This window comes from Spirobacillus cienkowskii, from assembly GCF_037081835.1.
GTDB classification, from domain to species: Bacteria; Bdellovibrionota_B; Oligoflexia; order Silvanigrellales; family Silvanigrellaceae; genus Silvanigrella; species Silvanigrella cienkowskii.
Genome location: NZ_CP146516.1, coordinates 1,259,464 through 1,276,349 on the forward strand (window position 1 = coordinate 1,259,464; position 16,886 = coordinate 1,276,349).

The following is a 16,886-nucleotide window of genomic DNA, read 5'->3' on the forward strand; positions in this document are numbered from 1 at the left end:
GCGACTCACACGGTTTTATTATTTCTGTAAAAATAAATAAGAGAATAAATATTGAGACTGCTCATAATAATGTATTTGGGGAATTTATTTTATGACACAAGGAATCGATAAAGTCGCAGATAGTCTTCCTTTGTTGCCGTTGAAAGATATTGTTGTTTTCCCTCAGATGATTATTCCAGTATTTGTCTCAGAAGATATCTGTATGAGAGCTGTCGATGCTGCGTGTGCTAAAGATAGATTTATTTTTCTGTCGGCATTTCGTTCAGAAGTCAATCGAGAGCATGATTCATTTTTTGAGTTAAAAGTGTCAACGCCTCCGCCATTTGATGTGTATGATGTGGGAACTATAGCCACTGTGATGCGCACCCGTAAGTTACCCGATGGCCGGACAAAGGTGTTAATTCAAGGGGTATCTCGAGGTATTATTTTAGGATTAAAACAGTCTGAGCCTTATCCAATTGTAAATATGAAACTATTATTAGATAAAGATCCTTCCCAAGAAGGAGATGCATTATGCCGTTCTGTTAAAGAACAGCTCGAAAAAATCGCTCCTCTTGGGCGCTCTATCTCTCCCGATCTGTTAATGCTCATTGAAGATGTTACAGATGTTGGAAGACTTGCAAATTTGGTTGCCAGCAATTTGGGATTAAAAATTGTGGATGCGCAAAAAGTTTTGGCTACGGCAGATCCTTTTGAGCGTCTTAGAAAGGTGCACACACTGCTTCTTCGGGAATTAGAGTCTTACACTCAATCTCGGTATTACAATCATGTGCGCGACGAAGCCGCAAAAAATCAGAGAGAACAATATCTCAGAGAACAATTAAAAGCATTAAAGCATGAGCTTGGTGAGTTAGATGGCAAAGAAGAAATCGAAGATCTCCGAGAAAAAGTGTTAAAAGCAGGAATGAGCGTTGAAGGTCAAGCTGAAAGCTTAAAGCAAGTGAGACGCTTAGAGCGCATGAATCAAGACTCCAGTGAAGCAACATTAACAAGAACATATATTGAATGGATGGTTGATTTACCATGGACAAATTGCAGCGATTCAAAAATTGAAATGTCCCATTGTAAAAAAATATTAGATGAAGATCATTATGGTCTTGATAAAATAAAAGATAGAATTCTAGAATATATTGCAGTTAAAAAACTCAATCCAAATTTAAAAGGCCCAATATTGTGTTTTGTTGGACCTCCAGGAGTTGGCAAAACAAGTTTGGGGCGCAGCATTGCGCGTGCATTAGGCCGCAAATTTGTCCGTATTAGCCTAGGTGGTGTTCGTGACGAAGCAGAAATCAGGGGGCACCGTCGTACGTATGTTGGCGCAATGCCAGGTCGTATTATTCAAACTCTGAAAACAGTTGGTACCCGAAATCCTGTGATGATGTTGGATGAAATCGATAAACTTGGTGCTGATTATAAAGGCGATCCGGCTAGCGCATTGCTTGAAGTGTTGGATCCAGAACAAAATTGTAATTTTTCAGATCATTACATATCTGTCCCATTTGATCTGAGTCAAATTATTTTTTTAGCCAATGCCAATCGGTTAGACACAATCCCTGCACCACTGCGAGACAGACTCGAAATTATTGAAGTGAGTGGCTATAGTGAAGAAGAAAAAACCGAAATTACAAGGCAATATATTATTCCAAAAGTAATTGAACAAAATGGACTCAATCCAGAATTGGTGCAGTTTCATGATGCTGCGGTTAACTTAGTGATTAACGCATACACTCGCGAATCGGGATTGCGCAGTTTAGAAAAACATATTGCAATGATCACACGGAAGTTAGCAAGGTATATTGCAGAGAATGACGAAAAAGGTAAAGATCGCAAACTTGTAAAAGTGACTGCAAAAATAGCAAAAGAATTGTTAGGTGAAGAGCGTTACTTTACAGACGATCACGATATCTTAAAAAAGAGTATTGGCATTGGAGTTGGACTTGCATACACCCAGTCTGGAGGCGAAATTTTACAACTAGAGGTTAAGCTACTACCAGGTTCTGGAAAGTTGATTTTAACTGGACAACTTGGTGAGGTCATGAAGGAATCGGCACAGACCGCGTTAAGTTGTGTGCGGAGTTTAGCAAAAGAATTAAAAATTGATCCCAACAAATTTAATACAGAAGATATTCATTTGCATGTTCCTGCGGGTGCGATTCCTAAAGATGGGCCTAGTGCGGGAACAGCGATTGGTGTGGCGTTGGTGTCAGCTCTTACTGAGCAACCCGTAAAGCAAGATGTTGCCGTAACTGGCGAAATAACGTTACATGGAAGGGTTTTGCCAATAGGAGGAGTCAGAGAAAAAATCCTTGCAGCATTGCGCGTTGGAATTCGTAAAGTGTGTTTACCAGAAAAAAACAAAGGATCGTTTGCCGAACTTCCGCTTACGATAAGACGTCGAATAGATGTGAAGTTTGTGTCGCATCTTGAAGATGTTTTGCAAGAATGCTTAGATATTAGTAATTTTATGTGTGATGATCCGGCAGACATGCGGCAAGAAAGAGGATCTGTTTCGAGTGACGAAAATATGTCTGCCTGAATGGTTTTTAACAATAACTTAAAAAGTTATTTTGTATTCGCTATTGTTTTGAGCCTTTTATAACTCTTTCAACAATATCTTTATCCTTTTGACTATCAAAGACAAAGCTTTGGTAGTGATCTTTTGTGTACCACCATTGTAGATTATTAATGTTTATTACAAGACGTTTGGCATCCCGGCGTCCCCGTTGTTCTTCACAAACAACATCAAATTCATAGTAGTAGCCGCCATTTGGTAGTCTTTTCTCGTGATTTTTAAACATCTTACCTTGTTTTAAGACGCTTCTGTCTCGAGTTTTTAATTTATCAACTATCTCTAGTGCTTTGTAAATAAAGCGTTCAGGTATTGGCGACTTGCGATATGCAACACTCCAGCCATCATTGTCTGTGGCAGGTTCGTTGTTGTTATCGTCTTTGAATGTTTCATCTGCGCTCGGTTTTAGTGCACAGGTCGTGGATTGACTTGATCCACTATTTTTATTTCTAGAAGGCAATCCGCGTTCATGAATATTTTTGTGAAATGTTAAGTTATTAAAACTTACACTAAATAGATTTTCAAAAATCAATTCAGAAATTAAGTTGTCAATAATGATTTTAGCAGGAATATTTAAATTTTTATTATTATTAAAGCTAAAGTTACTGCAAACAGAATTGTTAATTTTTACTGGTAGCCATTTTGATTCTTTATTATTGTTATAATTAAAAGAGTGCGCATTGATGATCGAAAATTTTGTACCAAAACTTTGAGTACATGTGCTAATAAGTTTGGCGCAAACACTATTTAATTTTTTTGTTTCAATTTGATAGTAGTATTGAGTTTCATGTCTATCAGAATGTGTTCTAGGGTATGCAGCTAGATACTCTTCTAATACATCATCGTGGATAATATGAGAGTCGAATAGTTTTTCTCTAATTTTTTCTAGGTGCAAATTTAGCTGACTATCATAATTTTCTAATTCTTGTTTAATTTTATTGCGAATTTTTTCTTTTTGTTGTTTAGATAATGGAAGTAAATTTTTAACATATTTTAAGTGATTTAATAATTTACTATTAGGAGTTCTAAGTTGAGTTAGAATGACATCTTTCTTGTCTTTTTCTGGAAGATTTTTAATAATTTTATATAAGTGACTATTAGGGATTTCAAGTTCTGATAGCAAATAATTTGTGTAATTATCAAGTTGTTCTATGTCTACAATGTTTTTATGTTTAAAATCTGCAACAAAAATACTTATTTTGCTTTTTATATTTTCAATGTCTAATTTGCTAAAGTTATCGAATTTATAAAATTCATCAAATTTTTCATTAATTTCTTGGGTCAATTTATCTAAAAATAGGTTGATTGTAATGTCTTCAATAAATACTTGATTTTTTAATACGTTAACAAGGCGTTTTAAAGAAATTCTTTCTTCTGTTGAGTTTAATAATTTATTTTCAATTTCATTTAAGAAATTTTTTACAAGTCCATTTTTTAAGTCTAATTCCCGGTAATGCCGCGGAAGTAAAACCTCAAACAGTTCAAATTTTTCATTTTGAATGGTTTTAAATTCTGTCGCTTTGCCATTTAAATTTAAGTTTGATTCAGGAGTAAACAGTGTTTCAAAACTAAAGTTAGGAATTGTACTTAACTTTTTTTGATTGAAATGATTTTCTGAATTTGTACAGTAAATTTGGTTGCTTAATCCGTAGGATTGCAAACTGATTCCCGCTAATAATGAATACAATACTGAAGTCGTGTAGTTACCTAATTTTCTTTTAAAAAACATAAAACCTCCGTGTTTTTTTTTCTAAAAAAATTGATGTTACTAAAACATCAAAAAATAGGATTTTGCATTAACATGAAAAATTATTTTTTTAAATAAATTTTAAATAAAAATTAATAGAAAAATAAAAAAATTAAATAATAAGATTTGTATGTTGTTTACTCTAAATCTTTTTTTAAAGAAAAGTGGTTTAGGTTATTATGCTATGCTAATTCTTTTTTGGGTAAAAAACTTATTAGTTTTTGCTTTATCAATATAATTTTAAATTAGGAAGAAAAAATGACAATTCGTAAAGTTACTGGTGTTTTACTCGTTAATGTAGGAACGCCTGATTCACCTGCTGTAAAAGATGTCAAACGTTATCTCAAAGAGTTTCTGTCTGACCCTAGAGTCATTGATATCCCTGCTTGGGTTCGTTTTATGTTATTGCATTTTATTATTTTGCCATTTAGGAGCCCAAAATCAGCGGAGGCGTATAAGTCAATTTGGTTGTCCGAAGGATCGCCACTCATGGTTCATAGCAAAAGTTTAAAAGAGGAGGTAAAAAAAATATTAGGTTCTCAATTTCAAATTGAAATATGTATGAGATATCAAAATCCTTCTATCCAAAGTGCAATTGAAAAACTTGTTGCTCAAGGAGTCGAAAAAATAATTGTTTTTCCTTTATTCCCTCAGTATTCTTCTGCAGCAACAGGAACAGTTTTTGAAAAAGTTGGCAAAATTGTCAATTCATTTTGGAATGTGCCGCAATTAATTTATGTCCCTGCTTTTTATCAAAGAGAAGAATTTATTAACAGTATTGCTTATATCGCAAAAGAAAAAATTAATGAATTTCAACCCGATTTTGTGTTATTTAGTTATCACGGATTACCTGAACGTCATGTTAAAAAATCAGACAAATCAAAAGAAAAAAGCTGCTTAAATCATAAACATTGTTGTGATAAAATGAACACTCATAATTCTTATTGCTATCGTGCACAATGTTACGCTACAACAACTGCAATAGCCACTCGTCTTGGTTTGTTGAAAGACAAGTATGCCACTTCATTTCAATCAAGGCTCGGAAGAACACCTTGGATTCAGCCTTATACTGATGAAATTCTTCATTCTTTAGCGCAGCAGGGTGTAAAAAAAATCGCAGTCATGTGTCCCGCATTTGTTGCAGATTGTCTTGAAACCATTGAAGAAATTGGTATGCGCTTGCGAGAACAGTGGATTTCTATTGGAGGCGAAGAACTGTTATTGGTGCCGTCATTAAATTCGCATCCTATTTGGGCCAAAGCGGTGGCAAACATGATTCTTGAATTCAATTGAGAATTTTTTAAACAAGGTTAAATAATGAGCGATGAAAAATTTGAAACCGAGTGGTCGTTAAAGCCGATGGGCGATCAGCCTCAAGCCATCGAAAAACTTGTAAATGGATTAGAAAATGGTGTTGCTGAACAAGTTTTATTAGGGGTTACAGGTTCGGGGAAAACGTTTACAATTGCAAATGTTATCGCCAAAACACAAAGGCCAGCACTCGTTATTGCGCATAATAAAACATTAGCAGCACAGCTTTTTCAAGAATTTAAAGAATTATTTCCCAATAATGCAGTAGAATATTTTATTAGTTATTATGATTACTATCAGCCAGAAGCCTACGTACCAAGTACAGATACATTTATTGATAAAACTGCTTCCATCAATGATGATATTGATAAAATGCGCCACAGTGCGACAAAATCTTTATTTGAAAGAAAAGATGTGATTATTGTCAGTTCAGTCAGCTGTATTTATGGTTTAGGAGCGCCTGATGCATATTTAAATTCTCGAATTATTTTAACTAAAAATACACCACTTTCGCGTGACAATTTTATTCGCCAGTTAATTGCTATTCAGTATAAAAGAAATGACATTTCATTAGAACGTGGCAAGTTTCGTGTGCGTGGTGATATTGTTGAAATTATTCCAGCCTCCGAAAATGAAAAAGCAGTTCGGGTGCAATTTTGGGGTGATGAAATAGAAAAACTCGCAACAATTGATGCTCTACGAGGCACTATCCTTGAACAAGTTTCAAAAATTCATATTTATCCAGCAACTCACTATGTTATGGATGACGAACAGATCGAAGACATTGTGTTGAAAATTGGTCAAGATCTCATTGCGTGTCGTGATGCGTTTAAAACTGAAGGCAAACTGATTGAAGCCCAGAGGCTAGAACAAAGAACACTTCATGATATCGAAATGATTAAAGAAATTGGTTTTTGCCAAGGGATAGAAAATTATTCACGCTACTTAGATGGCAGACAACCAGGAAAGCCTCCAGCCACATTACTTGATTATTTTCCAGAAAATTATCTGCTTGTCATTGATGAAAGTCATGTTACGGTTCCGCAAATTGGCGGTATGTATCGTGGCGATCGTTCACGAAAAGAAACTCTCGTTCATTTTGGCTTTCGTTTGCCTTCGGCGCTCGATAATAGACCACTTAATTTTGATGAATTTAAAATGCGAATGGGTCAAACTATTTACGTTTCTGCCACACCAGCACAGTACGAATTGGCACGAGCAGGTACAGAAGTGGTGGAGCAGATTATTCGCCCAACTGGACTGATTGATCCTAAAATAGAGGTTAAACCTGCTCAAGGGCAAATTGATGATTTGCTATTTGAAATTCAAAAAGTGGTAGCCAATAAAGCCAGAGTGCTTGTTACAACGTTAACAAAAAAAATGGCAGAAAATATTACGTCTTATTTTGCAGAAATGAACATTAAAATTAAATATCTACATTCTGAAATTCACAGTATAGAGCGTGTTGAAATTTTGCGCGATTTGCGACTTGGATTGTTTGATGTTCTTGTTGGTATCAATCTTTTGCGCGAGGGTCTTGATCTTCCAGAAGTCGAATTGGTTGCAATTTTAGATGCCGATAAAGAAGGTTTTTTACGCAGTCGCGCAAGTTTGGTGCAGACTGTGGGGCGTGCTGCGCGCAATGTTAATGGAAGAGTGATTTTGTATGCTGATAAGTTAACAGACAGTATGAAATTTTGTATTGAAGAAACCGAAAGACGGAGAAAAATGCAAGTAGAGTATAATTCAGCAAATGATATTACTCCGCAAACAATTTTAAAAAAAATTCCAGAAAATTTACGCAAAATTTATAATTTAGATTTTGGAGATGATTTTCAAGAGAAACTATTGCAAGCAGTTTCTCATCTCGAAAATTTTGAAATATTAAAAAATCCCAAAAAACTCGAAAAACATATTCAAAAATTGCACAAAGAAATGCTTAAAGCATCTCAAAAACTTGATTTTGAGCTTGCGGCAGAATTGCGAGATAAAGTTAAAATTTTAAAAGAACAACTTCTATTGCTTTCAGGTGAACACTAAATGATTGAGAATCAAAAACGGAACTTAAAATTAACAGTATCATGGAATGGAGAAAAATTTAGTGGTTATCAGTACCAGCCTCATGTCTTTACTGTTCAGGAAGCCCTTACAAACGCTTGGTTTATTTTAAGTCGCGAAAAGGTAGAACTGGTTGGTTGCAGTCGATTGGATGCAGGTGTGCATGCACAGCATTATGTTTTAAATTTTTATACGGACACGGTTTTAACGGAAGAAAGAATTTTAAAGGGTTTAAATGGAATTTTGCATTCTCATTTAAAGATTTCTATTTCAATTTATGCGGCTGAGTTTGTAGCATCAGAATTTCATTCTCGTTTTCATGCTTTGGGCAAACATTATCGTTATTTAATTTGGTATGGCTTTGCAGAGCATAGTTTTTATACTCCCAGATGTTGGCATGTTAAAGGAAAGCTTTCGTTATTTGATATTCAATCGTCTTTGCAAGAATTTATTGGTGAGCATGATTTTGCAGCATTTCGATCGTCTGATTGTTCTGCTAAAACAACGGTTCGACGGATTTTTAATATTGATGCTTGGAGTCACCCTCTATGTCCGGAGCTGTTGGTTGTTGATGTTTGGGGGGATGGTTTTTTAAAAAATATGATTCGTAATATTGTTGGGACGGCAGTGCAAATTGCAAATGGCCAACTTCACAAGAATACCATAACCGACGCTTTTTTGCATAAGGACAGAACACAAACAGGAATGTGCGCCCCTGCTAAGGCACTTTCATTAATGCAAGTATTTTATTTACAAGAAAAACTACAAATAGCACTGCAAGAAAAGGCTCGTTTTATTACACCTTCTTAAAATTGGCATTTCTTTTGCAAACAGCAAAAAACAAATTATAATAATTTATATACATTTTTTCTGCTGCAAAAGTTATGGAGATTTTTTGAATACTTCTGTAAGTAATCCAAATAAAATTCGTGTATTAATTGTTGATGATTCTATTTCAATGCGCAAATTTTTTACAAGTCTATTATCCTATGATGAAAAAATAGAGGTCGTTGGTGATGCTCCCGATCCAATTATGGGTTTAGAGCTATTAAAAAAATTACGCCCAGATGTCATGACGCTAGATTTGCGTATGCCAAAAATGGATGGTTTGACTTTTTTGCAGCAAGCAATGCAAGAGCAACCCACACCAACACTTATTGTCAGCAGTTTTGCAACAGAAAATTCTAAAAATGCCTTAAAAGCTTTAGAGTTGGGAGCAATCGATATTTTTCCAAAACAAATTTTATCTCCGGGGACAGATATAAAAAAAGTTGCACAACAGTTTATTACCAAAGTTCGTTTAGTGTCGTCTGCAATTTGTTCTAATCAAATTATTGAAAAACTTGCTCCTAAGCCACAAAATATCGAATTACTGCCTCCAGAATTAAGAATTCAACTTTTGGCTTTTGCCGCATCAACTGGTGGGACAGAAGCGTTAAAATTTGTATTAAGTCAGTTGCCTGCAAATATTCCTGCTACGTTAATTGTGCAGCACATGCAAAAAGAATTTTTAGAAAGCTATGCAGAAACACTAGCACATGTGTGTCGTTTTGAGGTCAAAGTGGCTGTTGATCATGCAAAAATTGAACCAGGAAAAGCACTGTTAGCTCCAGGCGATAAGCATATGGAAGTGTCTCGGATTGGCCACGAATTGTTTGTTAAAATTAAAGAAGGGCCTCTTATTCATGGAGTTCGTCCTTCGGCAGAGCCATTATTTTTATCAGTTGCCGAGCACCTTGGTAAAAAAGCTTTAGGCGTTATTTTAACTGGGATGGGATCAGATGGTTCTAATGGTTTATTACAAATGAAAAAAGCAGGAAGCTTTAATATAGCACAAGACGAGAAAACAAGCGTTGTATTTGGTATGCCAAGGGTTGCAATTGAAAAAGGAGCCATTGATGTGGTGCTACCCTTGCAGAAGATCGCAGAAAGAATTATTGTTGAGTGTTCTAAAACATCACCATTAAGCTCACATAAGTTTATGTAAATTTAATTGTTAAAAAAAACTAAATATGACTTTACTTGACAAAATTAAATTTTTAAAACTATTTTTCTCTGTTTAAAATCTATTAGATGATAAATATCATCTAATAGATTTTAAGGGTTTTTGTAATATTTGCATCTTTGTAGAAAATATATAGGAGATAGTATCATCGAACGCAAAAATGACATGGATGAAATTATAACTCTACTTTCTATCTTAAGTAAGAAGATAGAGCTCTCAAATTCCATAAATCTTAATGACATAAATATCCATTCAGAAAATTTTTTTCGAGATTTTTTAAATTTATTATACGGATATAATTTAAAAAACATTAATATAACTGACCATAATGCAAGCGCAATCGATCTTGCTGATTGTTCAAAAAAAATTGCATTTCAAGTTACTTCAACACCCGATCTTTGTAAAACAAAAACAACTGTAACAGCTTTTATTAAAAAGAGATTATATCATAATTATGATCGTCTTATAATGCTAATTTTAACAAATAAAATAAATCATAAGTATAATTTTATAGGAGAACCAGGAAAATATCAGCTTGATATTAAAAAAGATATTTGGGATATAAAAAAAATTACTCGTGATATTAATGGTTTTTCTCTTGATCGTATTAAAGAAGTCCGTTCATTTTTGAGTAAAGAAATCAGAGTAAATTTATCAAGAGAAAAAATTTTAGAAAAAGAAATACAAACATTTATTTCATTAATAAACTATCTTAGCGACGAAAATCAACCATCAGCGGGCAATGGTTTTATTGAAGAACCAGATCCTTATGGTAAAATTAATAATCGATTTTCTGAGCATTCTGTTTTTTTAAAGAATGAATATCAAGAACTTTATATGGAATATGGTAAAGTGCTAGATGAAGTCATGAGAATGTCAAATATAGGTTCTACAAGAATTCGGCGTCTTGGATTGCACTTAAAGTTATGTAGTGATAATATTCTTTCTGAACATGAAGGTAATGCTAAGGATGCACTTAATGTACTTGTTAAAAAATACACAAAATATTTTACTAATGATAACCTTGAATATGATGAAAATGCAATAAAATTCTTTATGGTTGATCAAATAATACGATGTAACGTTTTTCCTAATAAAAAGGAATAATTATGACTGCTCTATTTCATAAAGATGAAAATTTAATGAGTTCTCCTCCGGTTTTAGGTTATCATGTTCTAATGTACATGGAAAAAAAGAAGTCAGTTAAAATTAGTATTTTTGATGTTGCCGATCATTTTAAGAATGAATGGTGGTTTAATTCAAAAAATTTATATTTTGCAATGTTTTTTTTGTTCAGTTTAGACATAATTGATTTTGAACACTCATATATAATAAAAAGAGCGACATGTTAAAAATAAAACAACTCTATACTTTGCCAAAAACGATTGATCCTATAATTTTTTCAGATGGGTTTAATATTATATTAGGAGAAAAAAGCGAATTAAGTGATAAAAATAATGGTGTAGGCAAATCACTTTGTATTGAATTTATTAATTTTGCATTATTGAAAAAAAAATCGGACAGTCGTGTTTCTCTCATACCAAAAGAAGTTTTTTCTCCAGAAACTTTCATTTGTTTAGATCTTGAGATTCATGAAATATCCTATACTATCAAGCGTTCAATCAAGGAGTCTGAACAACCAACAATTATTTTTAATAATAAAGAACATAAATTCACTAAAATTGAAGATGCCACTAAGTATTTAACTGAAAAATTATTTTCAACTTTGTCTATAAACTATCCTTCATTTAGAATTATGTTAGGACCTCTTATCCGGGATGAAAAGTCTGAATTTAAATCACTCATAAATTGTTATGACACAAAATTACGTGTACCTGAAAATTATACACCTCATCTTTATTTATTTGGAATTAATTTTGACTTATATGAAAAAATAAAACAAAATTTAAAGACAATTGAAGAAATATCGAATGACATTTTGAGAATTCAAGAAAATGTTAAATTACTTCGGCAAAAGAATATTGATGACGCGCGTTCTGATTTAAATGAACTTGATAGTGAAGTTAATTCTATTGAAAATAGTATTAATAGATTAGAAAATTTAACTGGTTATGAAATTGTTAAAAATGAAATAATATTGTTAGAAGAAAAAATAGAAGCACTCCGTCGTCGAGAAACAATACTAAAACATAATATTAGTAAGTTAAAATTAGTTTCGCAAAGAGCTGACATTGATATAAATGAAATTTCTGAGTTTTACGAGCAAATTAAAAATGGTTTAGGAAGTTTAATATCAAAAGATTTGGCTGAAGTGATAAGTTTTAAGGAAAGAATAGACGAGTTTCAAAACAGACTTATTAAAGATAGAAAAGATTTATTAACTAAAGAGTTAAATGAAATTAAAAATGAGCTTTGCGAACTGGATAAAAAATATTCTGAAAATCTAGCCGTTCTAGATCAAAAAGGTGAATTAAAAAATTTAAAACAAACTTATGCTGCATTTAAAGAAAAAACTACACAGCTTTCGCAATTAAAAAGCTTTGTTGATAAATATGACAAATTGGAATATGAAAAACAAAAACTAAAAAGTGAAAAAGAAGCAAATTTACTTCAATTACAGTCTGAAATTCAATCTAAAAAGTTTATTATTGATGATTTTCAAAAAAATATTTTAAATATTCATGAATATATTCAAGGAAATAAACAGGCTTCATTTCAAATAAAACATACAAATAAAAAACAAGTTATTGAAATAGTGATGCGTATTGATGATGATGGAAGTCATAGTATAGAAAGAGAGAAAGTTTTTATTTATGATATTTCTCTTTTACTTAATAAATATACTCAAAAAAATCATCCTGGATTTTTAATACATGATAATATTTTAGACGTTGATCAACATACACTGAAAAAAAATATTAATTTTTTAGAAAGTAAAGCTAATTTTGGTTCAACTCAATATATTTTAACATTAAATTCAGATAGATTAGAAATTGCCAATATTGAACTTTTATCCTCCCTAGATTCTTATGTAAGAGCGCGATTTACAAAAAATAGACGATTTTTAAAAGCAAAGTATCAAGAATTATAGTAAATTTGTAATTTTGAAACTCACAAAGATATCCCAATTTTAATCACTTGGCGAGCTTCATCAAATGGTTGTGCTTTGCTGGCATCGGCAAGAGCTGTGGGATCTTTTATTGTGTACATTGTCCTTTCATAAAATCCGTCAATCCGTAAAATCCCAATTTCGATGCCTCCACCAATTTTAAAACCCTTTTGTTCGGCAAAGTTTGAAGGGGAGGCACGCCAGTCGCTGTTTGAAAACAGCCACGATCCTTCAGCTCTAAGATTATGAGCAAGATAGATGACAGCCGCCGCTTCCCAGTTCCATTCTTGATAGGCAACTCCCTGTAATTCTCGTTTGGTATGTTTAAAATTGAGATAAAGCGCTGTATCTTGTTGATTTAAGCCAAATAATCTTAGAGATGGCCCATAGGATGTCATAATGCCATTTCCTTTTTTTCTTTCGTCCCGGCTTTCGCCAGTAATGCCAAGGACAATATTTGGTGTTGTGATGTTAAACGTACCCGAGATAAAGTTGTTAAAATAAATAAAACCGCCATATCCTGTGGCTTCCCAGGTTGTCCCATTATTTTGTAATCCTTTATACCAAAATCCATAAAGGTATGGTTCTAAGCGTGGGCGTGATTTAGAGCTCTTGCCATCATTAAAAAGCCTAAATAAAAGATTAATATTTTTATTTTTTCCTCCTTCTGTAAAATTGGTTGTCAACGTCCAACGTTCAGAATCTCTTTCAAATTGTCTTTCAAATGTGATTCCGCTTTTAGCAAAGGTGCTGAAATTAAAGAAAAATATTTGAATCAAAACGATTATTTGCAGCAACAATAAATTGAGAGATAATGAGGTTTTTTTTAATACCATCAAAGGAATTCTCCTATCTATTGCGATTTTTATAGGCTTATGACATACTTTAAGCCTTTGATTGGATGTTTTGATACCTATATTGTATCAAAAAATTATTTAATCCCAAATTATTTTACGTGTACCTATTTTTAATAATGTTCAAAGGTGACATAATGGCAACTTTACTTTCTGGTCTAACCCAAATTTTAGACATCCATCACGATAAAATTCCTCCTTCAACAATTACTGTTGCAGGGTGGGTCAGAACGCGGAGAGGCTCAAAAAAGTTTTCTTTTGTTGAACTTAATGATGGCACATGTGCGAAATCGTTGCAGATCGTTGTGGATGCAAATTTAAAAAATTATAGCGACATTGAAAAGCTGACCACAGGCTGTTCTATTCAAGTTCAAGGAAATCTTGTATTAAGTCCAGGTAAAGGACAAAAATACGAGTTGCACGCACAAGCTGTTTCTCTATTTGGCCTTGCTGATCCAGAAACCTATCCATTGCAAAAAAAAGAAATGTCACTCGAATATCTTCGAGAAGTTGCTCATTTACGAATGAGAACGTCAACCTATGCAAGTATTTTTAGAATTCGTAGTCGTGTGAGTTATGCCATTCATCAATTTTTTACGGAGCGTGCTTTTTGTTATGTGCACACACCAATTTTAACAACGGCAGATGGCGAGGGCGCTGGAGAATCTTTTAAAGTCACAAACTTTGATTTTGCTAAAGTGCCTAAAAACAAAAATGGTGAAACCGATTTTACCCAAGACTTTTTTGCAGAGCCTGCAATGCTATGTGTGACAGGTCAGCTAGAGGGTGAATTGTTGACAATGGGTTTAAATAAAGTTTACACATTTGGGCCTACATTTCGTGCAGAAAACTCAAACACATCGCGCCATCTTGCAGAATTTTGGATGATCGAGCCAGAAGTTGCTTTTGCAAATTTAGAAGACAATATGCAACTGGCTCAAGATCTGATTCGCTTTGTTGTTGCCGATGTTTTGCACAATTGTGCCGATGATTTGGATGTTTGTATTCAAAAACATCAAATTAATACAAGAGAATACCTTAACATGGCAATAGATAATCCGTTTATTAAAGTGAGCTATTCTGAAGCTATCGATATTTTACAAAAAGCAAATAAAACATTTGAGTATCCTGTTTACTGGGGATGCGATTTAAAAAGTGAGCATGAGCGTTACTTATGTGAAGAACACTTTAAATCTCCAACCATTGTTTACAATTACCCCGAAGAACTCAAAGCGTTTTACATGTATCTCAATGATGATGGCAAAACAGTGCGAGCTATGGACGTGTTGATGCCTGGTATTGGCGAAGTTGTTGGCGGAAGTCAGCGTGAAGATCGCGAAGATGTGCTCATTCAGCGCATGAAGGCAAAATCAATCGATACGGATCATATGGATTGGTATGTAAGTTTACGCCGTTTTGGCAATGTGCCTCATGCTGGATTTGGTTTAGGTTTAGAGCGATTGATTATGTGGATCACAGGTGCTGGCAATATTCGTGATGTGATACCATTTCCGCGTACGCCTGGAAATTGTAAGTTTTAATTATTATTTTTAAAACGTAACTTCTTTTTTATTTACTTCTGCTGGATTTTTTAAAATCAAAAACTTTAAATAAACAATTAATATTAACGATATTAAAAACTGACTAACAAGTTCAAAATAAACAGAATCAATATTTATTTTTAAATAAGTTGTTGTACCAATAGAAAACATATGTATTGGTATAAGAATATGAAAAATTGAATTAAACTGAAAATTTCTTTTAAAAATATCTTTGACTAAAATATATACAAAGAGGATACTAAAAACGACTAAAATATACTTAACCGTTTCCCAGCCACACCAAACAAGCATTAAGTTAGAAAAATAAAAACTCAAAAAAGAAATAAAGTTATAATTTTTAGTTTTAAAACTACTTTCAAAATATTGGGAGCCTCTTGCATACAAAGCGTATAAGGGAACATACGTTGTTGTTAAAATGATGAGTCCACATAATATCGTAATCATATTTTGCCAACCAGAAACACTTAATATAAATGCAACACCAATTAAAAAATTTAAAAAGTTTGACACATATGGCGAGCCAAATCGATTTTTAAGCGAGAGAAATTTAGGCAAAATTTTAGAACTTCCCATATCGCTCAGTACACGAGATGCCGAAATTTTGTAGCTCAATCCTGTACCAAAAGGAGAAATAATGGCGTCAACATATAAAAAAAGACTGATTGAGACAAAACCAAAAATTGCAAGTAAACCAGCAATTGGACCCGCATCGCCATTAAAGTTTAAGTTTTCCCAGCCATTTGAAAGATATTGTGAAGGAATTGATAAGTTAAATGTAATTTGGAGTAACACATAAATAATACATGCTATAAATATTGAACCAAATACAGCAAAAGGAACATTTTTCTGGGGATTGACAGTTTCATTTGCAAGAAAAATTGCTGTTTGAAATCCAATAAAAGAAAATGCAATACCACAAGAAGAAATTGCTGTTAATGTTCCACTCATACCGCTGCTAAAGATATCAGAACTTAGATTTTGCATTGCATTCTGCGGATTTAGAAAGATAACATAACAGAAAATGCCAATTACGACAGAAGGAACAATCACTTTAAAGACTGTAATCCATTTATTAAATTTTCCAACAGTATTGATAGCAAATATATTTATAAAAAACATAACAAACATAAGAAAAACTGCAAACAAAACTCCATATATTGATAAACTAAAATCTTTAGAATCTCCTTTGATCCATGGAAAATAGTTTGAAGCGTACTGAATTGTTGCTTGGACTTCGATAGGTGGAATTAGCGCAGTCCAGATCCATGTTAAGATGCTCACTAAAGTTTTGCCACTATTACCAAAAGTAAAGCCAGCTGCTTCAGAAAGATTATTAAAATTTTTATTTAATGCAACTTCAGCATAACTTAATGCAATAATAGCATACATAATTCCGCCAAGAATCCAAGAAATAACTCCAGAGTTTCCCGCTGTTTTTGCTGTATAAAATGCACCGTAAAGCCATCCAGAACCAATAATTGAACCTAAAGAAAGAAATAATAGGTTTATTTTTGTTACCTTTGTCATGGTTTGAGATTTCCTTATTAAATTGGAAATTTAACTTTAGAAAGAAACAGGCGCCTTCTATAAAATTGCTAAAAATGCAATTAAGCCAACACTATATTTTAATTGATATCATAAATCAATAATTTAAAAACTCAGTTTTTTGTAGGTCTATGTTAAGAATATTAAAATAAAAATTTAAAAATT

Annotated in this window: 12 protein-coding genes; 9 read left to right on the top strand and 3 right to left on the bottom strand. The window is 33.0% G+C overall.

Annotation, left to right across the window (positions count from 1 at the left end):
• Positions 1-91: 91 nt before the first annotated feature.
• A complete protein-coding gene (lon, locus tag Spiro2_RS05565; RefSeq protein ID WP_338637595.1) occupies positions 92-2,536 on the top strand; it encodes an endopeptidase La in 2,445 nt (814 codons plus the stop codon).
• 40 nt (positions 2,537-2,576) lie between these two features.
• Here the strand turns inward: lon and Spiro2_RS05570 are convergent, their stop codons facing one another.
• The gene (locus tag Spiro2_RS05570; protein WP_338637596.1) at positions 2,577-4,298 is read right to left on the bottom strand and encodes a ribonuclease domain-containing protein; all 1,722 of its coding nucleotides are present in this window, start codon (positions 4,296-4,298) and stop codon (positions 2,577-2,579) included.
• A gap of 276 nt (positions 4,299-4,574) precedes the next feature.
• Here Spiro2_RS05570 and hemH point away from each other — a divergent pair, with 276 nt between their 5' ends.
• The 7 genes from hemH (at position 4,575) to Spiro2_RS05605 (ending at position 12,742) form a co-directional block, all read left to right on the top strand.
• Complete coding sequence (gene hemH / locus Spiro2_RS05575) at positions 4,575-5,609, top strand: ferrochelatase (protein ID WP_338637597.1); 1,035 nt, start codon at positions 4,575-4,577, stop codon at positions 5,607-5,609.
• Positions 5,610-5,633: 24 nt separating this feature from the next.
• Complete coding sequence (gene uvrB / locus Spiro2_RS05580) at positions 5,634-7,667, top strand: excinuclease ABC subunit UvrB (RefSeq protein WP_338637598.1); 2,034 nt, start codon at positions 5,634-5,636, stop codon at positions 7,665-7,667.
• Positions 7,668-8,495 (top strand): tRNA pseudouridine(38-40) synthase TruA, encoded by an 828-nt coding sequence (gene truA, locus Spiro2_RS05585; RefSeq protein WP_338637600.1) that lies wholly within the window; start codon positions 7,668-7,670, stop codon positions 8,493-8,495.
• 85 nt (positions 8,496-8,580) lie between these two features.
• Entirely contained in the window at positions 8,581-9,672 is a 1,092-nt protein-coding gene (locus Spiro2_RS05590; protein ID WP_338637601.1) for a chemotaxis response regulator protein-glutamate methylesterase, read from the top strand.
• Positions 9,673-9,801: 129 nt separating this feature from the next.
• Positions 9,802-10,797, top strand: coding sequence for an SMEK domain-containing protein (locus Spiro2_RS05595; protein WP_338637602.1), 996 nt, complete (start codon positions 9,802-9,804; stop codon positions 10,795-10,797).
• Between the two features lie 2 nt (positions 10,798-10,799).
• Positions 10,800-11,042, top strand: a complete 243-nt coding sequence (locus Spiro2_RS05600; RefSeq protein WP_338637604.1) for a hypothetical protein — start codon at positions 10,800-10,802, stop codon at positions 11,040-11,042.
• Positions 11,036-12,742, top strand: coding sequence for a DUF2326 domain-containing protein (locus tag Spiro2_RS05605; protein ID WP_338637606.1), 1,707 nt, complete (start codon positions 11,036-11,038; stop codon positions 12,740-12,742). The genes Spiro2_RS05600 and Spiro2_RS05605 overlap by 7 nt, the downstream gene beginning before the upstream one ends.
• 20 nt (positions 12,743-12,762) lie before the next feature.
• Here the strand turns inward: Spiro2_RS05605 and Spiro2_RS05610 are convergent, their stop codons facing one another.
• A complete protein-coding gene (locus Spiro2_RS05610) occupies positions 12,763-13,596 on the bottom strand; it encodes a hypothetical protein (RefSeq protein WP_338637607.1) in 834 nt (277 codons plus the stop codon).
• Positions 13,597-13,751: 155 nt separating this feature from the next.
• On the opposite strand from Spiro2_RS05610, the gene asnS reads away from it, so the two are divergent.
• On the top strand, positions 13,752-15,155 hold the full coding sequence (gene asnS, locus Spiro2_RS05615) for an asparagine--tRNA ligase (protein WP_338637608.1): 1,404 nt from the start codon (positions 13,752-13,754) through the stop codon (positions 15,153-15,155).
• A gap of 9 nt (positions 15,156-15,164) precedes the next feature.
• Here asnS and Spiro2_RS05620 read toward each other — a convergent pair whose 3' ends face one another.
• Positions 15,165-16,703: an APC family permease gene (locus tag Spiro2_RS05620; protein ID WP_338637609.1), complete on the bottom strand. Its 1,539-nt coding sequence runs from the start codon at positions 16,701-16,703 to the stop codon at positions 15,165-15,167.
• Positions 16,704-16,886 lie beyond the last annotated feature (183 nt).